Annotated in this window: 20 protein-coding genes; 15 read left to right on the top strand and 5 right to left on the bottom strand. The window is 71.3% G+C overall.

What is annotated here, in order from left to right; genetic code table 11:
* Window positions 1–10: 10 nt before the first annotated feature.
* On the top strand, window positions 11–1,198 hold the full coding sequence (xylA, locus tag BGO46_RS03670; RefSeq protein WP_292673201.1) for a xylose isomerase: 1,188 nt from the start codon (window positions 11–13) through the stop codon (window positions 1,196–1,198).
* Between the two features lie 168 nt (window positions 1,199–1,366).
* Window positions 1,367–2,671: a xylulokinase gene (gene xylB / locus BGO46_RS03675; RefSeq protein ID WP_292673199.1), complete on the top strand. Its 1,305-nt coding sequence runs from the start codon at window positions 1,367–1,369 to the stop codon at window positions 2,669–2,671.
* Window positions 2,672–2,937: 266 nt separating this feature from the next.
* Here xylB and BGO46_RS03680 read toward each other — a convergent pair whose 3' ends face one another.
* Window positions 2,938–4,146, bottom strand: coding sequence for a 4-hydroxybenzoate 3-monooxygenase (locus tag BGO46_RS03680; RefSeq protein ID WP_292673196.1), 1,209 nt, complete (start codon window positions 4,144–4,146; stop codon window positions 2,938–2,940).
* Between the two features lie 97 nt (window positions 4,147–4,243).
* A complete protein-coding gene (locus BGO46_RS03685) occupies window positions 4,244–4,993 on the bottom strand; it encodes an IclR family transcriptional regulator (protein WP_292673192.1) in 750 nt (249 codons plus the stop codon).
* Between the two features lie 88 nt (window positions 4,994–5,081).
* On the opposite strand from BGO46_RS03685, the gene BGO46_RS03690 reads away from it, so the two are divergent.
* The 4 genes from BGO46_RS03690 to BGO46_RS03705 are packed head-to-tail and all read left to right on the top strand — an operon-like array spanning window position 5,082 to window position 8,660.
* Window positions 5,082–7,049 (top strand): FAD-dependent monooxygenase, encoded by a 1,968-nt coding sequence (locus BGO46_RS03690; RefSeq protein ID WP_292673190.1) that lies wholly within the window; start codon window positions 5,082–5,084, stop codon window positions 7,047–7,049.
* 31 nt (window positions 7,050–7,080) lie between these two features.
* On the top strand, window positions 7,081–7,536 hold the full coding sequence (locus BGO46_RS03695) for a MarR family winged helix-turn-helix transcriptional regulator (RefSeq protein WP_292673188.1): 456 nt from the start codon (window positions 7,081–7,083) through the stop codon (window positions 7,534–7,536).
* Complete coding sequence (locus BGO46_RS03700; RefSeq protein ID WP_292673186.1) at window positions 7,533–7,937, top strand: DUF3054 domain-containing protein; 405 nt, start codon at window positions 7,533–7,535, stop codon at window positions 7,935–7,937. The genes BGO46_RS03695 and BGO46_RS03700 overlap by 4 nt, the downstream gene beginning before the upstream one ends.
* Before the next feature lie 45 nt (window positions 7,938–7,982).
* The gene (locus BGO46_RS03705) at window positions 7,983–8,660 is read left to right on the top strand and encodes a hypothetical protein (protein WP_292673184.1); all 678 of its coding nucleotides are present in this window, start codon (window positions 7,983–7,985) and stop codon (window positions 8,658–8,660) included.
* 59 nt (window positions 8,661–8,719) lie between these two features.
* Here the strand turns inward: BGO46_RS03705 and BGO46_RS03710 are convergent, their stop codons facing one another.
* Window positions 8,720–9,634 (bottom strand): LysR family transcriptional regulator, encoded by a 915-nt coding sequence (locus tag BGO46_RS03710; protein WP_292673182.1) that lies wholly within the window; start codon window positions 9,632–9,634, stop codon window positions 8,720–8,722.
* 104 nt (window positions 9,635–9,738) lie between these two features.
* Here BGO46_RS03710 and BGO46_RS03715 point away from each other — a divergent pair, with 104 nt between their 5' ends.
* The 9 genes from BGO46_RS03715 to BGO46_RS03755 all read left to right on the top strand — a co-directional run bounded on the left by BGO46_RS03715 (window position 9,739) and on the right by BGO46_RS03755 (window position 19,630).
* Entirely contained in the window at window positions 9,739–10,773 is a 1,035-nt protein-coding gene (locus BGO46_RS03715) for an amidohydrolase family protein (protein WP_292673180.1), read from the top strand.
* A 19-nt stretch (window positions 10,774–10,792) separates the two neighbouring features.
* Window positions 10,793–11,506, top strand: coding sequence for a 4-carboxy-4-hydroxy-2-oxoadipate aldolase/oxaloacetate decarboxylase (ligK, locus tag BGO46_RS03720; RefSeq protein ID WP_292673178.1), 714 nt, complete (start codon window positions 10,793–10,795; stop codon window positions 11,504–11,506).
* Window positions 11,507–11,509: 3 nt separating this feature from the next.
* Entirely contained in the window at window positions 11,510–12,502 is a 993-nt protein-coding gene (locus tag BGO46_RS03725; RefSeq protein ID WP_292673176.1) for an amidohydrolase family protein, read from the top strand.
* A gap of 2 nt (window positions 12,503–12,504) precedes the next feature.
* Complete coding sequence (locus BGO46_RS03730; protein ID WP_292673173.1) at window positions 12,505–13,899, top strand: protocatechuate 4,5-dioxygenase subunit alpha/beta; 1,395 nt, start codon at window positions 12,505–12,507, stop codon at window positions 13,897–13,899.
* A 40-nt stretch (window positions 13,900–13,939) separates the two neighbouring features.
* The gene (locus tag BGO46_RS03735) at window positions 13,940–14,893 is read left to right on the top strand and encodes a Gfo/Idh/MocA family oxidoreductase (protein ID WP_292673171.1); all 954 of its coding nucleotides are present in this window, start codon (window positions 13,940–13,942) and stop codon (window positions 14,891–14,893) included.
* Window positions 14,890–15,894, top strand: a complete 1,005-nt coding sequence (locus tag BGO46_RS03740) for an aldo/keto reductase (protein ID WP_292673169.1) — start codon at window positions 14,890–14,892, stop codon at window positions 15,892–15,894. The genes BGO46_RS03735 and BGO46_RS03740 overlap by 4 nt, the downstream gene beginning before the upstream one ends.
* Entirely contained in the window at window positions 15,891–16,607 is a 717-nt protein-coding gene (locus BGO46_RS03745; RefSeq protein ID WP_292673167.1) for a substrate-binding domain-containing protein, read from the top strand. The genes BGO46_RS03740 and BGO46_RS03745 overlap by 4 nt, the downstream gene beginning before the upstream one ends.
* Complete coding sequence (locus BGO46_RS03750; protein WP_292673165.1) at window positions 16,600–17,799, top strand: MFS transporter; 1,200 nt, start codon at window positions 16,600–16,602, stop codon at window positions 17,797–17,799. Before BGO46_RS03745 ends, BGO46_RS03750 begins: the two co-directional genes overlap by 8 nt.
* 118 nt (window positions 17,800–17,917) lie before the next feature.
* Window positions 17,918–19,630 (top strand): long-chain-fatty-acid--CoA ligase, encoded by a 1,713-nt coding sequence (locus BGO46_RS03755; protein WP_292673162.1) that lies wholly within the window; start codon window positions 17,918–17,920, stop codon window positions 19,628–19,630.
* 265 nt (window positions 19,631–19,895) lie between these two features.
* Here BGO46_RS03755 and BGO46_RS03760 read toward each other — a convergent pair whose 3' ends face one another.
* Together BGO46_RS03760 and BGO46_RS03765 are read right to left on the bottom strand one after the other, a co-directional pair.
* Entirely contained in the window at window positions 19,896–20,027 is a 132-nt protein-coding gene (locus BGO46_RS03760; protein ID WP_292673160.1) for a hypothetical protein, read from the bottom strand.
* Window positions 20,028–20,115: 88 nt separating this feature from the next.
* Window positions 20,116–20,904, bottom strand: a complete 789-nt coding sequence (locus tag BGO46_RS03765; RefSeq protein WP_292673157.1) for a helix-turn-helix transcriptional regulator — start codon at window positions 20,902–20,904, stop codon at window positions 20,116–20,118.
* Window positions 20,905–20,930: the final 26 nt, after the last annotated feature.

The following is a 20,930-nucleotide window of genomic DNA, read 5'->3' on the forward strand; positions in this document are numbered from 1 at the left end:
AAGGAGCACCATGTCCACCCCCACGCCCGCCGACAAGTTCACCTTCGGCCTCTGGACCATCGGCTACAACGGCACCGACCCGTTCGGCGGCCCGACCCGCCCCGCGCTCGACGTCGTGCACGCCGTCGAGAAGCTCGCCGAACTCGGTGCGTATGGCCTGACGTTCCACGACGACGACCTGTTCGCGTTCGGATCGACCGACGCCGAGCGCCAGAACCAGATCGACCGGCTCAAGGGCGCGTTGGAGGCGACCGGCCTGAAGGTGCCGATGGTCACGACGAACCTGTTCTCGGCGCCGGTGTTCAAGGACGGTGGCTTCACCTCGAACGACCGCGACGTGCGCCGCTTCGCGCTGCGCAAGGCGATGCGTCAGCTCGAGCTCGGTGTCGAACTCGGCGCGCAGACGTTCGTCATGTGGGGTGGCCGCGAGGGTGCCGAGTACGACTCGGCGAAGGACGTGCGTGCAGCGCTCGAGCGCTACCGCGAGGCCGTCGACCTGATGAGCCAGTACGTCATCGACAAGGGCTACGACATCCGCTTCGCGATCGAGCCCAAGCCCAACGAGCCGCGCGGCGACATCCTGCTGCCGACCGTCGGCCACGCCCTCGCCTTCATCGAGACGCTCGCGCACCCCGAGCTGGTGGGTCTGAACCCCGAGGTCGGGCACGAGCAGATGGCGGGCCTGAACTTCGCCGCCGGCATCGCGCAGGCGCTGTACCACGGCAAGCTCTTCCACATCGACCTCAACGGCCAGCGCGGCATCAAGTACGACCAGGACCTCGTGTTCGGTCACGGCGACCTGCACAACGCGTTCGCCCTCGTCGACCTGCTCGAGAACGGTGGCGTGGGCGGTGGCCCCGCGTACGAGGGCCCCCGTCACTTCGACTACAAGCCCTCGCGCACCGAGGACGAGAACGGCGTGTGGGAGTCGGCCAAGGCCAATATGCGCACCTACCTGCTGCTCAAGGAGCGCGCCGCGGCCTTCCGCGCCGACCCCGAGGTGCAGGAGGCGCTCGCCGCCGCCCGCGTGGCCGAGCTGAAGACGCCCACCCTGGCATCCGGAGAGTCGTACGACGACCTGCTCGCCGACCGCAGCGCATTCGAGGACTTCGACGCGAACGCCTACTTCGGCGGCAAGGGCTTCGGCTTCGTGCGCCTGCAGCAGCTCGCGACCGAGCACCTGCTCGGCGCCCGCTGACCCGCCCCGGCCGCCGGCGTCGCGGGTTGCCCGACCCCGCGACCGCCGGCGGCCGCGAGCCTTCCCTGACCGCGGGACTTCAGTGGTGCACCGAGACTGCACGCGCTGGCTGCAGTCTCGGTGCGACACTGCAGTCTCGCGGGTGGGTAGATGAGAGAGGATGCCGAGATGGCACTCGTGATGGGCGTCGACAGCTCGACGCAGTCGTGCAAGGTCGTGATCGTCGACACGGCGAGCGGCGCGATCGTGCGGCAGGGGCGTGCGAGTCACCCCGATGGCACGTCGGTCGATCCCGAGGCGTGGTGGACGGCGCTGCAGGCGGCGATCGCGGATGCCGGGGGGCTCGCCGACGTCGAGGCGTGGGCGATCGGCGGGCAGCAGCACGGCATGGTCGCCCTCGACGCAGACGGCGCGGTCATTCGCGACGCGCTGCTGTGGAACGACACGCGATCGGCACCGGCCGCGGCCGACCTCATCGCCGAGTTCGGCGCCGAGGCCCTCGTGGCGCGCACGGGGCTCGTGCCCGTGGCATCCTTCACAATTACCAAGCTGCGCTGGCTGCGCGATGCCGAGCCGCACAACGCGGCGCGCGTCGCGGCAGTCGCGCTGCCGCACGACTGGCTGACGTGGCGGCTGCGCGGCTTCGGTCCGGCCGGCGTCTCGGCGCGCGGGCCCGTACTCGATGAGCTCGTCACCGATCGGTCGGATGCCTCCGGCACGGGCTACTGGAATCCGCAGACCGGCGCGTACGACCGCGATCTGCTCGTCGCCGCGCTCGGCCACGGCGCGGCGCTGCCGCGCGTGCTCGCCGCCGACGCGTTCGTCACTGACGCGGACGGTCGCCGCGTGGGCGCGGGTGCGGGCGACAACGCCGGTGCCGCGCTCGGCGTCGGCGCCGCCGTCGGCGATGTCGTCGTCTCGATCGGCACGAGCGGCACGGTCTTCGCCGTCAGCGAGACCCCGGTGCACGACGCGACCGGCACGGTCGCGGGCTTCGCGTCGGCCGACGGTCACTTCCTGCCGCTCGTCGCGACGCTCAACGCTGCGCGCGTGCTCGACGCGATCGCCCGGCTGCTCGGCGTCGACCACGCACAGCTCAGCGAGCTCGCCCTCGCCGCCGCGCCCGGCGCCGGCGGGCTGACGCTGCTGCCGTACTTCGAGGGAGAGCGCACGCCGAACCTGCCGGATGCCACGGCGGAGCTCACCGGCATGACCCTCGCCTCGACGACGCGCGAGAACCTTGCCCGCGCCGCCGTCGAGGGCATGCTGCGCGGCCTCGCAGCGGGACTCGACGCGATTCGCGACCTCGGCGTGCCGATCGAGCGCGCGCTGCTGGTCGGCGGCGGTGCGCAGTCCGAGGCCGTCCGCCGGATCGCCCCCGACCTCTTGGGTGTGCCCGTCGACGTCCCGCCCCCCGCCGAGTACGTCGCGCTCGGCGCCGCCCGGCAGGCCGCCGGCGTGCTCGCCGGCTGACGGGGCGCATCCGCTCGGCGGGGCGCCGGCGGGGCATCCGTTCATCCGTCCGATGTTGCGGGGTGGCGGCGGCTGAGGCCGCACTTTGGGACGGATGACGCGCGGGGTGCGCGTGGGCGAGCGCGCTCATCCGTCCCGTGTTGTCGCTTCGTGGCGCGGGTGGCCGCATCTTGGGACGGATGAAGGCGGAGCGGGGCGGCCAGCCGCCGCCCGCCGCGCAAGCAGCCCGCCCCGCGCCACCCGCCGCGCAAGCCCCCACCCACGCCTCACCCCACCGGCCACCCCGTGTACGCCTCCGCCAGGAACGTGCGCCCGGCCTCGGACTCGACGACGGAGCGCAGCTCGCCGGCCTGGCGGTGGCGGTCGAACTCGGTCGCGTCGGGGGCGGTGTGCAGCATGCTCGTCATCCACCACGAGAAGTGCTGCGCCTTCCAGATGCGGTCGAGGGCCCGCTCGGCATACCCGTCGATCGGCCGTTCGTCGCCGCCGACGAGCAGCGCCTCGAGCGCACGGGCGAGGACGATCACGTCGGCGATCGCGAGGTTCATCCCCTTCGCCCCCGTGGGTGGCACGGTGTGCGCCGCGTCGCCGACGAGCGCCGCGCGCCCGTGGCGCAGCTCGCGCGCGACGAAGCTGCGGAACCGCAGCACATCCCGCTGGAAGATCGGCCCCTCGCGCAGCGTCGTCCCGGGCACGCGCGCCTGCAGGGTGTCCCAGATCTCGGCATCCGTCATCGCGGCGGCATCGATGTCGGGCGCGCACTGGAAGTACATCCGCTGCACCTCGGGGCTGCGCTGACTGATCAGGGCGAACCCGCTGTCGGAGTTGCTGTAGATGAGCTCGTCCGCGCTCGGCGGAGCCTCGCACAGGATCCCGAACCACGCGAACGGATACTCGCGGAAGTACCCGTCGCCGGATGCCCCGGCCACCGCCGCCCGCACGACCGACCGCGACCCGTCGGCGCCGACGACGAAGTCGGCCTCGATCTCGAGCGGGGCACCGTCGGCGGTGTGCGCGATCACGCGCGGACGCGCGGAAGCGGCGTCGTCGACGCGCTCGGCGGTGACGCCGAAGCGGATGTCCTGCCCCGCGCCCAGCCGCAGCGCGAGCAGATCCTTCAGCACCTCGTGCTGCGGGTAGAGCCAGACGCTGCGCCCAACGAGCCCCGGAAAGTCGATCCGGTGCCCCTCGCCGCGCACCCGCAGCTCGATCCCGTCGTGCCGCATGCCGACCTCGTCGACGCGCGTGTGCGGGTCGATCGCGCGCAGCAGATCGACGGTGCCCTGTTCCAGGATGCCGGCGCGGATCGTCGTCTCGATGTCGGCGCGCGAGCGCTGGTCGATGATGATCGAGTCGATCCCGGCGTCGGCGAGTAGGTGCGACAGGACGAGCCCCGCGGGCCCGGCTCCGACGATCGCGACCTGCGTCCGGATGGCGGCGGCAGAAGTGGCAGCAGTGGTGGCAGCGGTGCTCATGGGCGTCTCCTTCGACGGGCGGGAGGTGACTCCCGGATGCCGACAAGTGTGATCCCGCACGCGCCGCGGGCGCGTAAGATTCCCATTCAACGGGAAGCTATCTGCGCGCCCGCAGCTCCGCCTCGATCGCCCCGGCCGCATCGCGCAGCGCCGCCAGCGCAGCATCGGGCGCGACCTCGCGCGGCAGTACGACCGACAGCGCCGCGACGACTTCGCCCCGATCGCGCAGCGGCACGGCGACCCCCGTCGACACCGTCTCGACAGATCCCGGCGCGACGACGAAGCCGGAACGGCGGATGCCCGCGAGCAGCTCGCGCAGCACCGCGGCATCCGTCACCGTCTCGCGCGACACGGCGCGCAGCGGCTCAGCGAGCACGCGCTCGCGCACCGCGGGGTCGGCGAAGGCCAGCAGGACGAGCCCGGAGGAGGAGGCGTGCAGCGGCAGGCGCCCCGCGATGCGGGTGATGTTCGCCCCGGCATCCGGGTGCGACAGCCGCTCGAGGAACAGCGCCTCATCGCGCTCGAGCACGGCGAGCTGCGTGTGCTCGCGAATGCGCTCCTGCACGCGCGCCATGTGGGGGAGGGCCGCCTGGCGCAGGCGCAGCGCGGTCGAGCCGCGCAGCGCGAGCTCCCACAGGCGCATGCCGAGGCGCACGCGTCCGTCGTCGTCGCGCTCGAGCAGGCCGGATGCCGCGAGCTCGGCGACGATCCGGTGCGCGCTCGAGCTCGGCAGGCCCGCGCGGCGGGCGATGTCGCTCGCGGTCTGCACCGTGCGGTCGGGCCCGAACGTGTCGAGGACGCGCACGATGCGGCTCGCCATCGAGTCGCCGGAGCGTGAGTTCGCCACGGGGCTACCTTCTCACGCGCGTGGGCGGCTACAATCGTTGGCACCCCAACTAATCCGACGGTGATGTCGGACGATCGAAGGAGATCAGGTGCAGTTCTATCGCGCCGGGTACCGTCCCGGTGACCCCGACCTTCAGCCCGCAGCCCCCGAGGCGCTCGCCCGCGGCGCCGCCTTCCCTGACGTCGTCGACGTGCTCGTCGTCGGCACCGGCCCCGCAGGCGCCGTGCTGACGGCGCAGCTGGCCGCGTTCCCCGACATCACGACGCGCGTCATCGAGCGCCGCGAGGGGCCGCTGCAGGTCGGCCACGCCGACGGCGTCGCGTGCCGCACCGTCGAGATGTTCCAGGCGTTCGGGCTCGCCGACGCCCTGCTGCGCGAGGCGTACTGGGTGGGCGAGGTGCGGTTCTGGGGTCCGTCCGACGCCGACCGCTCGCGCATCGAGCGCACCGGTTGGGTCGAGGACACCCCCGCCGGCCTCAGCGAGTTCCCGCACGTCATCGTCAACCAGGCGCGCATGCAGCAGTACCTGCTCGAGCACGCCGCGCGCTCGTCGTCGCGGCTCGAGGTCGACTACGGCATCGAGTTCGTCGGGTACCGGCGAGACGAGAGCGACCCGCGGCATCCGCTCGTCGTCACGCTGCGCCGCACGGCCGGGCCCGACGAGGGGACCGAGTTCACCGTCCGCGCGTCGTCGGTCGTCGGCTGCGACGGCGCGCGCAGCGCGGTGCGGCGCGCCCTCGGCATCCGTCTTGAAGGGGATGCCGCGAACCACGCGTGGGGCGTCATGGACGTGCTCGCGGTGACCCACTTCCCCGACTGGCGCACGAAGAACGTCGTGCAGTCGGCGGGCAAGGGCACGCTGCTGATGATCCCGCGCGAGGGCGGCAACATGGTGCGCTGCTACGTCGACCTCGGCGAGATCGAAGCGGGCGACACCGCGGTCCGCGCGACGACCGCCGAGCAGCTGACCGAGGTCGCGAACGCGATCCTGCATCCGTACTCGATCGACGTGCGCTCGGTCGTGTGGTCGAGCGTGTACGAGGTCGGCCAGCGCCTCGCCGACCGCTTCGACGACCTCGCCCCGGATGCGGCGCCGAACGCCGTGCCGCGCCTGTTCCTCACGGGCGATGCGTGCCACACGCACAGCGCGAAGGCCGGGCAAGGCATGAACGTGTCGATGCAGGATGCCTTCAACCTGGGTTGGAAGCTCGCCGCGGTACTGCAGGGTCGCTCGGATGCCACGCTGCTGCGCACCTACTCCGAAGAGCGCCAGCGCATCGCCGCCGACCTCATCGCGTTCGACCGGCACTGGTCGAGCTTCATCGCGCAGCCCGCGCTCGACCCCGCGCACCCCGAGCGCGGCGGTGTCGCCCCGGCCGACATGCAGGCCGAGTTCGCCCGGCAGGGTCGCTACACGGCCGGCCTCGCGACGACGTACTCGCCGTCGCGGCTGACCGGCACGAGCGAGCACCAGGAGCTCGCGACCGGGTTCGAGATCGGCCGGCGCTTCCACGCGGCGCCCGTGCGGCGCATCGCCGATGGCCGCGGCATGCACCTCGGCCACACCCACGTCGCAGACGGTCGGTGGCGCGTCTACGCGTTTGGCGACGAGACCGGCGATGGCCTGCGCGCGTTCGCGCAGTGGTGGACGGATGCCGCGGAGTCGCCCGCGCGCCTGTTCGCGCCCGGCGGGGCATCCGGGGCATCCGGTGCCTCCCGCACCTCCGATGTTGACGGCGCCGGCGCGGATGCCGACGCCGTGATCGACGTGCACGGCATCTTCCGCGGCTCGCACCACGACATCGACGTCACGTCGCTCCCGGCGATCCTGCTGCCGACCTCAGGCCCGTTCGGCCTGCAGGACTGGGAGAAGGCGTGGGCGGCTGATCCCGACGACGACATCTTCACCCGCCGTGGCATCGCCCGCGCGGGAGCGATCGTGATCGTCCGACCCGATCAGTACGTCGCGCACGTGCTGCCGCTCGGTGCCCGCGCCGAGCTCGGCGAGTTCTTCCGGGGCATCCTCATGCCGACGCTCGACCCCGCCGTCGCATGACGGTCGGGCGGGTGAGCGAGGCGCTGACAGGATGGATGCCGTGAACGACGGCGACCTCTCCGAGCCGCAGCGCCACGTCGGCAACCTGATCCGGCGGGCCCAGCAGTTGCACCTCGCGACGTGGACGCGGGTCGCGTCGGCTGAGATCACGAGTGCGCAGTACAGCATCCTCCTGGTGCTCGAGCGGCGCGGCGAGGCCAGCCAGCGCGAGCTCTGCGACGAGGTCGACCTCGATCGCTCCACGATCGCCGACCTCGTGCGTCGCATGCAGAATGCGGGCCTGATCACCCGCGAGCGGTCGGCGGGAGACGCGCGCCGCAACGTCGTGCGATTGACCGAACTCGGCGCCGCGGAGCGCGCGCGCCTCGCGCCGCTGGTGGTCGAGGTGCAGCGCGAGCTCACGGGGCACCTCGCCGCCGCCGAGGCGGATGCCCTGTTCCACGGCCTGCAGGCGATGCTCGAGCGGCCGAGTAGCGTGGAGGAGTGAGCACGCAGCATCCGTCCGGCACAGGTTCTTCGTCGTCGCGGGCGATCGTCCTGGCGGGTGTCGTCGATGTCGTGCTCGTCGTCGTGTTCGCTGCGATCGGGCGCGCGAGCCACGACGAGGACGCGCTGGCGCTCGCCGGGCTGTGGACGACGGCGTGGCCGTTCCTGGGGGGACTTGTGATCGGCTGGGCCATCGCGCTCGCGTGGCGGGCGCCGATCGCGCCCGTGCGGACGGGTCTGCCGGTGTGGGCGGTGACGGTCGCGGGCGGCATGATCCTGCGGGCGGCCAGCGGCCAGGGCGTACAGGTCGCGTTCGTGATCGTCGCGGCGATCGTGCTGCTGGTGTTCCTCGTCGGCTGGCGCCTCATCGCAAGGGTCGTCGGTCGGCTGCGCCGCCAGTGAGCGGGCGGGGGCGATGAGCGCGCACCCGCGCGGTAGCCTCGGTGCATGACCGCACCCGCCACTGCCGCCGACCTCGCTTGGGCGCCGCTCGACGCCGCGGGCGTGGCGCAGTTGCTGGCCGCCGCGCCGGTGCGCTGGTGGCTCTCGGGCGGTTCCGCCCTCGACCGGTGGCTGGGGCGAGGCATCCGCCCCCGCCCGAACATCGATGTGAGCGTCGTGGCATCCGACCTGGCCTCCCTCATCGACGCCCTGCCCGACGGGTACAGCGCGTGGGCCCCAGCGGCGGGCGCGAACGATGATGACGACGCCACCGATGCGATCGTCCCGTTCGTGCAGGCGCCGGCCGACGCCGACCTCCAGCCCGTGCTCATCCGCGACGACGCCGCGGGGGCTTGGGCGGTGCAGCTCAACGTCGAAGACGGCGCGCCGCGTGCGTGGGTCTACAAGCGCGATCCGCGCCTGACGCTGCCGTGGGATGCCGCGGTGCTCGACCTCGACGGCATCCCGACCGGCGCACCGGAAGTGCAGCTCGTCTGGAAGGCCCTGCGCCCGCGCCCCGAGGACGACCTCGACCGCGAGGCCGTCGTTCCGTCGCTCTCCGAGCAGGCGCGCGCGTTCTACGAGACGGCGCTGCTGCGCATCCACCCGCACTCGTCGTGGACGATCCCGATCCGCAGCCCCTTCGCCCCGGCGAAGGCCAGCTGGAATCGCAAGGGCTCCTGACTCCTCTTACCGTGAATTGACCCGCAAATCGAAGTCAACTCACGGTAAGTCGCCGCGGACTACCGCTGACCGCGCCGGTACTCGCCGGCCGATACCGAGTCGAGCACGAGCGCGCGGATCCACCGCTGCGCCGGTGACAGGCTCGCCTCGCGGCGGCTGTACACCGACACTGGCGTGCTCTGCCCGGGCCACGGCAGGTCGGCGATCTTCAGCCCGGGGAACCAGCCGCAGAACACCTCGGCGACGTGCCGCGGCATGAGCACGACGAGGTCGGTCGACTGCAGCACGGCCGGCACCGTCGCGTATTCCTCGACCGTCAGCACCACTTGCGGCATGAGTCCGTGCTCGGTCAGCGCCTGCAGTGGGAAGATGTGCCCGCCGCGCGCCGACACCCGCACGAACCGCCGCCCCTCGAACATGTCCGGCCCGGTCTCGGGCAGCGGATGCGCCGCCGCCGACAGTGCGACGTACTCGACCGCACGCACGTGGGTGCGCCACAGCCGCGGGCTGTCGATCATCGACACCGTCATCGCGAGGTCGACTGTGCCGCGGATCAGTCCGTCCTCGACCTGGTCGGAATCGAGGCGCTCGACCTGCAGGTGCAGCCGCGGCGCCTCGTTCTCGAGCGCCGCCATGATCGGCGGCAGGAACGTCTGCTCGCCGATCGAGGTGAGCCCCATCGCGACGGCGCCGGTGAAGGATGCCGGCTCGAAGGCATCCGATTCGTCGACCGTCTGGTCGATCTGAGCCAGCGCGTCGTGGATCGGGCCGAACAGCTGCGTCGCCTTGCCCGTCGGCACCATCTCGTGACCCTCGCGCCGGAACAGGTCGTCGCCGAACCGCTCGCGCAGGCGCCGCAGCGTGTAGCTGACGGTCGGCTGCGTCACGTGCAGAGACTCCGCCGCGGCGGTCACGCTGCGCAGCTCGTAGAGCACGACGAACGTGCGCAACTGATTCAGATCGCTGATCGGCATCTATAGATCCGCTCGATGGGCAGTGGCATTGACCTCTATTGGACTATATACAACCCCCGACCTAGAGTCGGGATCAGCTTCTCGAGTGACAAGGACGACACGCGGTGATCATCGACATCCACGGCCACTACACGACCGCCCCGGCGCAGCTGGGCGCGTGGCGCGACCTGCAGATCGCGTTCGCGAACGGCCAGGGCGACGCCCCCGATCCGGCTGCGCTGCAGATCAGCGACGACGACATCCGCGAGACGATCGAGCAGAACCAGTTGCGGCTCATGAACGACCGCGGCAGTGACGTCACGGTGTTCAGCCCCCGGGCATCCTTCATGGCCCATCACATCGGCGACTTCGCCGTCAGCGCGACGTGGGCGCGCATCTGCAACGACCTGTGCGCGCGCGTCAGCGAGCTCTTCCCCGACCGGTTCCTGCCGGGCGCGATGCTGCCGCAGTCGCCGGGTGTCGACCCCGCGACGACGCTGGGCGAGCTCACCCGCGCCGTCGAAGAGCTCGGCGCCGTCACGGTCAACCTCAACCCCGACCCCTCCGGCGGGCTGTGGACCGCACCGCCGCTCACCGACCGGTCGTGGTACCCGATCTACGAGAAGCTCGTCGAGTACGAGATCCCCGCGATGATCCACGTGTCCACGTCGTGCAAGCCGCAGTTCCACACCACCGGCGACCACTACCTCGGTGCCGACACGACGGCCTTCATGCAGCTGCTCAAGGGCGACCTGTTCCGCGACTTCCCCGATCTGAAGCTCGTGATCCCGCACGGCGGCGGGGCTGTTCCGTACCACTGGGGACGGTTCCGCGGGCTCGCGATGGCCCTCGGCAAGCCCGAGCTCGAAGAGCACCTGCTCGGCAACGTCTACTTCGACACGTGCGTGTACCACCAGCCCGGCATCGACCTGCTCACGCAGGTCATCCCGACCGAGAACATCCTGTTCGCGAGCGAGATGATCGGCGCCGTCCGCGACATCGACCCCCGCACGGGCCACTACTTCGACGACACGAAGCGCTACGTCGACGCCACGCCGAACCTGACGGATGCCGCGCGCACCGCCGTCTTCGAGGGCAACGCCCGCCGTGTCTACCCCCGCCTCGACCGCGCGTTCGCCGCGCAGGGCCGCTGGGCCTGAGACCGTGAGAGGACCCGCCATGACCGAGACCACCGCCCCGACCCGGCTGAACAACCTGGGGATCGTCCGCACCAACACGCCGCGCCCCGACCCCGACGACGTCGCGCGGCTGTCGCAGTTCGGCGTCGCGACGATCCACGAGGCGATGGGTCGCGTGGGCCTGCTGCGCCCCTACATCCGCCCGGCGTATTCGGGCGCGAAGCTGTGCGGCCCGGCCGTCACGGTGCTGCTGCAGCCGGGTGACAACTGGATGTTCCACGTCGCCGCCGAGCAGGTGCAGTCGGGTGACGTCCTCATCGCGGGGTGCACGACCGAGAGCGAAGACGGCTTCTTCGGCGAGCTGCTCGCGACCTCGCTGGCCGCCCGCGGCTGCAAGGGCCTCGTGATCGACGGCGGCGTCCGCGACGTCGCCGACCTCGAGAAGATGGACTTCCCGGTGTTCTCTCGCGCCATCAACGCGAAGGGGACGGTCAAGGCGACGCTCGGGTCGGTGAACATCCCCGTCGTCGTCGCCAACGCCCTCGTGAACCCTGGGGACGTCGTCGTCGCCGACATCGACGGCGTCGTCGTCGTGCCGCGCGAACTGGTCGGCGCCGTCGCCGACGCGAGCGCCGCCCGCGAGGCGAACGAGGAGTCGAAGCGGCAGAAGTTCCGCGAGGGCGTGCTTGGCCTCGACCTCTACAACATGCGCGGGCCGCTCGCCGCCGCCGGCCTCGAGTACGTGAAGGAGTGAGCCATGCGTGACGCAGCGGGCGGCCCCTCGACAAGCTCGGGGACCAGTGCGTTCGAGAAGACGCCGGGGTGGCTGGACTGGTATGACGGGCCGTCGACGCCGACGTTCCGCCTGCCGGCGGGTGCCGTCGACGCGCACTGCCACGTGTTCGGGCCGGGCGCGCAGTTCCCGTATGCGCCCGAGCGCAAGTACACCCCGTGCGACGCATCGGCCGATCAGCTGTTCGCGTTGCGCGACCACCTCGGGTTCGAGCGCAACGTGGTCGTGCAGGCGACGTGCCACGGCGCCGACAACCGCGCCCTCGTCGACGCGCTCGAGCGCGCCGGCGGCCGCGCGCGCGGCGTCGCGACGGTGCGCCGCGACGTGACCGATGAAGAGCTCACGGCGCTGCATGCGGCCGGCGTCCGCGGCGTCCGCTTCAACTTCGTCAAGCGGCTCGTTGATGCCGTGCCGACGGATGCCCTCGACGAGATCGTCGCGAAGATCGCCCCGCTCGGCTGGCACGTCGTCATCTACTTCGAGGCGGCTGACCTGCCTGACCTGTACGACTTCTTCTCGGGCATCCCCACCGATGTCGTCGTCGACCACATGGGCCGCCCCGACGTCACAAAGGATCCCGACGGCCCGGAGTTCGGCCTGTTCCTGCGGTTCCTGCGCGAGAACCCGAACGTATGGACCAAGGTCTCGTGCCCCGAGCGGCTCAGCGTCACGGGCCCGCGGGCCCTCGACGGCGAGCAGAACGCGTACACCGACGTCGTCCCGTTCGCGCGCCGCGTCGTGGAAGAGTTCCCGGATCGCGTGCTGTGGGGCACCGACTGGCCTCACCCCAACCTCAAAGACCACATGCCCGATGACGGGCTGCTGGTCGATTTCATCCCGCACATCGCACCGACCGCCGAGCTGCAGCACGCTCTCCTGGTCGACAATCCGCGGCGCCTGTACTGGCCCGAGGAGCACACACACAACGCATCCGAGTCCTCATCCGAAGGAGCATGATCATGGCACTCGACAAGCCCTACAAGAACGTCCCGGGCACGACGATCTACGACGCCGAGCAGGCCCGCAAGGGCTACCACCTCAACCAGTTCGCGATGTCGCTCATGAAGCCCGAGAACCGCGCGCGCTTCCTCGCCGACCAGGCGGCCTACCTCGACGAGTGGCCGCTGAACCCGATCCAGCGGCAAGCCGTGCTCGACATGGACCTGAACACCATGATCGCCGAGGGCGGCAACATCTACTTCCTGTCGAAGATCGGCGCGACCCACGGCCTGAGCTTCCAGCAGATGGCCGGCTCGATGACCGGCATGAGCGAGGCCGCCTACCGCGACATGATGCTCGGTGGCGGCCGCCGGCCCGAGGGTGTGCGCCTGAAGGATCTCGACGGCTGGACGCCGCCGTCGACCGAGAAGGCCACGACGATGCGGCAGGATGCCCCGGCGAAGTACACGTCGGCGCTGTTCACCTCGCACGTGCCCGCGATCGGCGCCGCGATGGACCTCGGCAAGACCGAGGAGCCGTACTGGAAGAAGGTTTTCGACGGCTACCAGTGGACCCGCAAGTGGGCGAAGGAGAACACCCCCGACGTGGTGATCCTGGTCTACAACGACCACGCGACCGCGTTCGACGCCTCGATCATCCCCACGTTCGTCCTCGGCACCGGCGCCCACTACCCGGTCGCCGACGAGGGCTACGGCCCCCGCCCCGTGCCCGACGTGAAGGGGTACCCCGAGTTCGCCGCGCACCTCGCGCAGTCGATCATCCAGGACGACTTCGACCTGACCCTGGTCAACGAGATGGTCGTCGACCACGGCCTCACCGTGCCGCTCTCGCTCGTGTACGGCGAGGTCGAGCAGTGGCCGGTGCGGGTCATCCCGCTCGCCGTCAATGTCGTGCAGTATCCGGTGCCGTCGGGCCGTCGCTGCTACGAGCTCGGCAAGGCGCTGCGCCGCGCGATCGACAAGTGGGACGGCGAAGAGCTCAACGTGCAGATCTGGGGCACGGGCGGCATGAGCCACCAGCTGCAGGGGCCGCGCGCGGGCCTGATCAACAAGGAGTGGGACAACGCGTTCCTTGATCACCTCATCGCCGATCCGCTGGGCCTGACCGAGTGGCCGCACATGGAGTACGTCGACGAGGCGGGCTCCGAGGGCATCGAGCTGGTCGACTGGCTCATCGCACGCGGCGCGATGGACGACCAGTTCGAGGGCGAGGCGCCCGACGTCGACCACCGGTTCTACCACGTGCCGGCCTCGAACACGGCGGTCGGCCACCTCGTCATCTCCAACCCGGTCGGCCGCACCGGACTCGCCGACGACGACGCCGGAGCCGCCGAATCCGTCGACGAGGCGCTCGCGCCCGAGCCGGCCGCGACCGCGGCCGTCGTGAACGCCTGACATCCTGATACCGACCGCCACCGCGCGAAAGGAAGAGCGAATGAGCGACAGAGTTCGCGTCGCCGTCGTGGGCGCCGCCGGCGCCTTCGGCATGAAGCACCTCGATGGCCTGAAGAACATCGAGGATGCCGAGGTGACGGTCGTCAGCGGCACGAAACCCGAGGCGACGCGCGCCGTCGCCGAGCAGTACGGCGTGCCGCACGCGGTCGAAGGGCTGGACGCCGTCCTCGAGCGCGACGATGTGGACGCCGTCATCCTCGCGACTCCGACGGGGCTGCACGCGAGCCAGACGCAGGCCGTGCTCGCGGCGGGCAAGCACGTGCAGGTCGAGATTCCGCTGGCCGATTCGCTGGCGGATGCCGAGGCGACGCTCGCCGTGGCCGAGGCTTCCGACCGCATCGCGATGGTGGGGCACACGCGGCGATTCAATCCGTCGCACCAGTACGTGCACGGTCGCATCGCCGCGGGCGAGTTCGCCGTGCAGCAGATGGACGTGCAGACGTACTTCTTCCGCCGCACGAACACCAACGCGAAGGGCGAGCCGCGGTCGTGGACCGACCACCTGCTGTGGCACCACGCCGCGCACACGGTCGACCTGTTCGCCTACCAGGCGGGGCGCATCGTGCAGGCGAATGCGATCCAGGGGCCGATCCACCCCGTGCTCGGCATCGCGATGGACATGTCGGTCCAGCTGAAGAGCGAGACCGGCGCGATCTGCACGCTGTCGCTGTCGTTCAACAACGAGGGCCCGTTCGGCACGTTCTTCCGCTACATCGGCGACACCGCGACCTACCTCGCGCGCTACGACGACCTGTACACCGGCAAGGACGAGCAGATCGACGTGTCGCACGTCGCCGTCTCGATGAACGGCATCGAACTGCAAGACCGCGAGTTCGTCGCCGCGATCCGCGAGGGCCGTGAGCCGAACTCGTCGCTGCGCCAGGTCATCGACTGCTACCGCGTGCTCGGCGCACTCGAGGAGCAGCTCGGGTGACCGGTGCTCTGCCCGGTGCTCTGCCGGTGGCTCTGCCCCGCATGGGGCTCGGCTGCATGAACCTCAGCCACGCGTACGGCGTTTCGCCGTCCGAGTCGGACGGGCTGGCGCTGTTGCACGCGGCGCTCGATGCCGGCATCACCCACTTCGACACCGCGACACTGTACGGCGGCGGCCGCAACGAAGAGCTCGTCGGGCGGGCACTGCGTGGCCGGCGCGATGAGGTGATCCTCGCGAGCAAGGGCGGCATGGCCAACGTCGACGGCGTGAAGGTCATCGACGGGCGCCCCGAGACGCTGCGCGCACAGGTGGATACCTCGCTCGCACGGCTCGGCGTCGACCACATCGACCTCTACTACCTGCACCGGTGGGACAAGCAGGTGCCCATCGCCGACAGCGTCGACGCGCTCGCCGAGGCGGTCGCGGCGGGCAAGATCGGCGCGATCGGACTGTCGGAGGTGTCGGTCGCTCGACTGCATGAGGCGCTCGAGGTCGCCCCCATCGCGGCCGTGCAGAACGAGTACTCGCTGTGGACTCGCAATCCCGAACTCGGCATGCTCGAGGCGACCCGCGACGCGGGCGTCGCGCTCGTCGCTTTCTCGCCCGTCGCGCGCGGGTTCCTCTCCGACGCGGTGGATGACCCGGCGGCGTTCGCCGAGCGTGACATCCGTCGCGGCATGCCGCGGTTCCAGTCCGCGCACTGGCCGGCCAACCGTGCGCTGCTGCCGGCCTGGCGCGCGCTCGCCGCGTCCGCCGGCGTGACGCCGGCGCAGCTCGCGCTCGCGTGGCTGCTCTCGCGCGGCGAGCACGTCGTGCCGATCCCCGGCACGACGAGCATCGCGCACCTGCACGAGGATTTCGCGACGCTCTCACGCTCGGTGGATGCCGAGATGCTCGAGCGCGCCGGCGAGCTCATCGACACGGCGACCGTCTCGGGCCCGCGCTACGCAAAGGCATCCGCCGCCGAGGTCGACGCCGAATCGTTCGAGGATGCCGCGTGAGGGCGATCTCGTCGATGGCGACGCGGCGTCTGCTCGCCGATCTCGTGACGGCCGCCGCCGACGCCGGTCTGCCGACGGTCGACGTCGAGTCGGTCGGGGGAGTGGATGCCGAGACCCGGGTCGCGGCGGGTGAGCCGGTCGACCTCGTGTTCCTCGCGGCGGGGGCGTTGCGTCGTCTCGCGGAGGGTGGCCGCGTCGACCCCGCGACCGTGACGCCGCTCGTGCTGTCGCAGACCGCCGTGGCCGTGGCATCCGGTACCGCGGAACCCGCCGAGCCGCCCGCCGGCACGGCCTTCGCCGATGCCGCGAGCGTGCGCGGCGCGCTGCGCGCGGCACCGCGCATCGGCTACTCGACCGGTCCAAGCGGCATGGCGCTCGTGCGTCTCATCGCGGACTGGGGACTGGGCGCCGAGCTCGGCGACCGACTTGTGCAGGCGAGGCCCGGCGTCCCGGTGGCGCGCGCGCTCGCCGACGGTGACGTCGACCTGGGTTTCCAGCAGTTGAGCGAGCTCGTCGGTGCGCCCGGCGTGCGGATCCTGGGGACGATGCCCGCCGATTGCGCGATCGACACCGTCTTCGCGGGGGCCGTGGCGACGGCATCCGCCGATGCGCCGCGCGCCGCGCGCGTGTTGGAGTTCCTGGCCTCAGACGAGGTCGCACCGATCAAGAGCCGGCACAGCTTCGGCATCCCCACCGCCGATCTCCGTGGCTGAGCGGCTGGCCGGGCGGGCCCCGTTCCTGATCCTCGTCATCGTCCTGTCGGCGACGATGCTGCGCGGGCCGATCCTCGCCGTCGCGCCCGTCGCCGAGCAGATCGGCAGCGATCTGCAGGTCGGTGCCGGTGTCGTCGGGCTGCTGACCACGATACCGGTGCTGTGCTTCGCCGTCTGCTCGCCGGCGGCGATCGCGATCATCCGGCGGACCGGCCCCGACCTCGCCCTGACGCTCACGCTCATCGGTGTCGTCGCGGGCAGCGTGCTGCGTTCGCTGGACGGCATCGTCGTGGCGCTGCTCGGCACGGCCGTGCTCGGCGCGTTCGTCACGATCGGCAACGTCGTGCTGCCGATCATCATCGCGCGCGAGTTCGACGCGCGCCGCGCGCACACCATGACCGGCGTCTACACGTCGGCGCTCAACGTCGGCACGATGGCGGTCACGATCGGCACGGCGCCGCTGGCGGATGCCGTCGGATGGCGCTGGGCGATCGCGTCATGGTCGGTGTTCGCCGTCGCGGCACTGGCGTGCTGGGCCGCGCTGCGCGGCGTGCGCCGGGCGTTCTCGGTGGCCCCACGCGCGGCCGCGCCGGTGGCCGCTGCGGGGCATCCGCGCGTTCAGGTGCTTCGGCAGGGCGCATCGTGGCTGCTGGCCGCCGCGTTCTGCGGGCAGGCGTTCGCGTTCTATGCGATCTCTGCGTGGCTGCCGACGCTGCTGGTCGACCAGGGCTTCGACAGCAGTGGAGCTGGCGCGGTCGCCGCGCTCTTCCAACTCGGCGGGATCGTCGGCGGTGTGCTGCTGCCGGTCATCTCGCTGCGCCGGTCGATCCTCACCGCCGTCGTCTGCGTCGGCCTGGGCTGGCTGACCGTGCCGCTCGGATTCCTCTTCCTGCCCTCCGCGTGGCTCGCGTGGTGTCTCATCGGCGGCGTGGCCCAGGGCGGCGGCATGACGATGATCTTCATCATGCTCGTCGCCTTCGGCGACGACGAGCGCACCTCGGTGGGCCGCTCCGGCATGGTGCAGGGCGCCGGCTACTCGGTCGCGGCGACCGGTCCGCTGCTGCTGGGCGCGCTGCACGAGGCGACGGCCGGATGGACCGTGCCCCTGCTCGTCGAGTTGGTCGCGGTGCTGCTGTTCCTCGTGCCCGGCGCGCTCGTCGCCCGGCGGTTCCGGGGGCACGCGGCCGGCTGAGTGCGCTCGGGCATACTCTTCATCCGTCCATTTCGGTCGCCTCGCGGCGCGCGTTGCCGCGTGTCGGGACGGATGAACGGGATGCCGCCGCCGCCGCCCGCCGCATAGGCTCAGTGCCATGGAGTTGAACGAGACGCGCGCCTGGAACCGCTTCTACGCACCGGGCACCCCGATCGACATCGAACCCGTCACCGGATCACTCAGCGATCTGCTCGACGAGCGCGTCGCGCAGTGGAGCGACCGCCCGGCGATCGCCTTCTTCGACCGCACCGTGTCGTACCGCGAACTGGGCGACCGGGTCGCCCGCATCGCGACCGGACTGCGCGGGCTCGGCGTCAAGGCCGGCGACCGCGTCGCGCTCATCATGCCGAACGCCCCGCAGCACGTCATCGCCTTCTACGCGGTGCTCCGCCTCGGCGCGGTGGTCGTCGAGCACAACCCGCTCTACACCCGCGACGAGCTCGAGGTGCAGTTCCGCGACCACGGCGCGACCATCGTGGTCGCCTGGGACAAGCTCGTGCCGGTGCTGCGCGAGCTGCCCGACGGCGTCCGTCCCCGCGACATCATCGCGGTCAACGTCACGGATGCCATGCCGCTGACCATGCGCCTCGCGCTCAGCCTGCCGATCGCGAAGGCCCGCGAGTCGCGCGCCAAGCTCACCGCGCCCGCGCCGGGCACGATCCCGTTCGCGACGCTCGAGAAGAACGAGCCGCTGCCGGCATCCCACCCGCGCCCGAACCCCGACGATCTCGCGTCGCTGCAGTACACCTCCGGCACGACCGGTGCGCCGAAGGGCGCCATGATCACGCACGCCAACCTGTGGGCGAACGCGCGCCAGGGCGCGGCGTGGATGCCGGACTTCACCCGCGGCGAGGGGCGCATCTACGGCCTGCTGCCGATGTTCCACTCCTTCGGCGTGCTGCTCTCGGTGATCTACTCGGTCGAGACCGGGTCGTGCGCGGTGCTGTTCCCGACGTTCGATCCGGAGCTGGTCGAGAAGGCGGCGAAGAAGTTCCCGCCGACGTTCGTGCCGGCCGTGCCGCCGATGTTCGATCGCCTCGCCCGCGTCGCCAAGGAGGGCAAGCTCGACCTCTCCGGCGTCGTCTACGCGATCTCCGGCGCCATGACGCTGACCCCGGCGATCGTCAAGCGCTGGGAAGACCAGGCCGGCAGCATGCTCAACGAGGGCTACGGGCTGACCGAGACGAGCCCCGTCGCGCTGGCGAACCCGTTCACGGATGCCCGGCGCATCGGCGCCATCGGCATCCCCTTCCCGACCACCGACATCAAGGTCGTCGACCCCGACGAGCCGACGCGCGAGGTCGCCCTCGGCGAGACGGGCGAGCTGCTCATCCACGGCCCGCAGGTGTTCCAGGGGTACTGGAACCGGCCGGACGAGACCGCGGCGACCCTGCTCGAGGGCGGCTGGCTGCGCACCGGCGACCTCGTCGTGCAGGACGACGACGGCTTCGTCACCGTGGTCGACCGCAAGAAGGAGCTCATCATCACCGGCGGCTTCAACGTGTCGCCGAGCGAGGTCGAGCAGGTCATCGTGACGGTGCCCGGCGTCGCGGCATCCGCCGTCGTCGGCATCCCGCGCGGCGGAGGCGCGGAGGTCGTCACCGCCGTCGTCGTCCTCGAGGAGGGTGCGGTCTTCGATGAGGATGCCGCCCGCGCCGCCGCCCGCGAGCGGCTCGCCGAGTACAAGCGCCCGAGCTCGTACCTCGTGTGGGAGGAGCTGCCGACCTCGCTGATCGGCAAGGTGCTGCGCCGCAAGGTGCGCGACACCCTGATCGCCGACCGCAAGGCGACCCGCGCCGCGGAGGGGTGAGCGCCTGGCGCGCGCCGAGGGGTGACCCCTCGCGCGCCCGCGGCTTCATCCGTCCCTTTTCGTCGCGTCGCGGCGCGCGTTGCCGCGTGTCGGGACGGATGAGTGGCGTGGGCGCGGCGGGGCATCCCGTTCATCCGTCCCTAACTGTCGCGTCGCGGCGCGCGATGCGGCATGTTGGGACGGATGAAGGCGGATGCCAGTCCGCCGACCCCCCACTCCCGGGAGCGGGGTGCCCCCGCGCCCCGCTCCCGCGACGGAGACGGGCCTATTGGCCCTTGCGCGGCTTGATGAACGCCGTCGAGGCGGTCTCGCGCTTGGCCGCGCGCTTTTCCTTCAGAGTGAGTTTCGCTTCCTTCGCGGTGGCACCGCGGGGCGTTTTCCCTGCCATGACGAACACGCTTCCCTTCTTCAAGCTGGCGTGAGTCCGACCACCATAGCCCAGTTCGCGAAGGAAAGCATTTCCTGCTGATCAGGAATTTTTTCGACTACGCGAGATAGAGCACGAGCTGATGCCCCGGGGCGTCGAGCGGCACGAGCTTGTGCTCCTCGTACGCGACGCGGCCGTCGGTGGGGTGGTCGAAGACCCGCTCGCGCGACGAGAACGTCTCGACGTCGCGCTCGGCCCACACCCGCGCGAAGTCGGCGGATGCCTCGGACAGCCGCGCCACGAGATCGGACATGCCCGCCGTGCCGATCGCCGGGCCCACGGCCGCGCGGAACTCGCCCGCGAAGCGGCGACTCTGCGCCTGCCAGTCGGGCATGAGCTCGCGCAGCGCGGGATCGGTGAAGACGAGCCACAGGAGGTTTCGCTCGGCCTCGCCGAGCGAAGAGATCCGCGAGTACAGCCGCGCGTACGCGGCATTCCACGCGACGATCGACCAGTCCGCCGCGAGCAGGAACGCCGGCCCCGGCAGCGATTCGAGCAGATGCCGCAGCTGCTCGGGCAGCGCGGTCGCGCCACCCTCCGGCATCCGCCCGCCGGCGTGCCCGCCGAGGCGCAGCAGGTAGTCCGTCTCGGGTGCGGACAGTCCGAACAGTCGCGCGATCGCCTCGAGCACCGACCGCGACGGGTTGATCGGCCGCGCCTGCTCGAGCCACGTGTACCACGTGACGCTCACGCCGGCGAGGGCCGCGACCTCTTCGCGCCGCAGCCCGGGCACGCGGCTACGCGGCGCGGGCGGCATGTTGACCGCCGCACGATCGACGCGCGCGCGCCGGGCGCGCAGAAACGCCGCGAGCTCGTCGCGGCGGAGCCGGTCGGGGTCGGTGGCCACGGCATCCTCTCGTCGGGCTTCAGTGT

Origin of the sequence: Microbacterium sp. 70-16 (assembly GCF_001898315.1) — a bacterium.
Classification (GTDB): Bacteria; Actinomycetota; Actinomycetes; order Actinomycetales; family Microbacteriaceae; genus Microbacterium.

Excerpts from the sequence above, each read along its gene's own strand:
- BGO46_RS03705 (WP_292673184.1), top strand. The coding sequence starts at position 7,983 with ATGACCGCACCCGCCACTGCCGCCGACCTCGCTTGGGCGCCGCTCGAC.
- BGO46_RS03735 (WP_292673171.1), top strand. The coding sequence starts at position 13,940 with ATGAGCGACAGAGTTCGCGTCGCCGTCGTGGGCGCCGCCGGCGCCTTC.
- BGO46_RS03695 (WP_292673188.1), top strand. The coding sequence starts at position 7,081 with ATGGATGCCGTGAACGACGGCGACCTCTCCGAGCCGCAGCGCCACGTC.
- BGO46_RS03710 (WP_292673182.1), bottom strand. The coding sequence starts at position 9,634 with ATGCCGATCAGCGATCTGAATCAGTTGCGCACGTTCGTCGTGCTCTAC.
- xylB (WP_292673199.1), top strand. The coding sequence starts at position 1,367 with ATGGCACTCGTGATGGGCGTCGACAGCTCGACGCAGTCGTGCAAGGTC.
- xylA (WP_292673201.1), top strand. The coding sequence starts at position 11 with ATGTCCACCCCCACGCCCGCCGACAAGTTCACCTTCGGCCTCTGGACC.
- BGO46_RS03725 (WP_292673176.1), top strand. The coding sequence starts at position 11,510 with ATGCGTGACGCAGCGGGCGGCCCCTCGACAAGCTCGGGGACCAGTGCG.
- ligK (WP_292673178.1), top strand. The coding sequence starts at position 10,793 with ATGACCGAGACCACCGCCCCGACCCGGCTGAACAACCTGGGGATCGTC.
- BGO46_RS03680 (WP_292673196.1), bottom strand. The coding sequence starts at position 4,146 with ATGAGCACCGCTGCCACCACTGCTGCCACTTCTGCCGCCGCCATCCGG.
- BGO46_RS03755 (WP_292673162.1), top strand. The coding sequence starts at position 17,918 with ATGGAGTTGAACGAGACGCGCGCCTGGAACCGCTTCTACGCACCGGGC.
- BGO46_RS03730 (WP_292673173.1), top strand. The coding sequence starts at position 12,505 with ATGGCACTCGACAAGCCCTACAAGAACGTCCCGGGCACGACGATCTAC.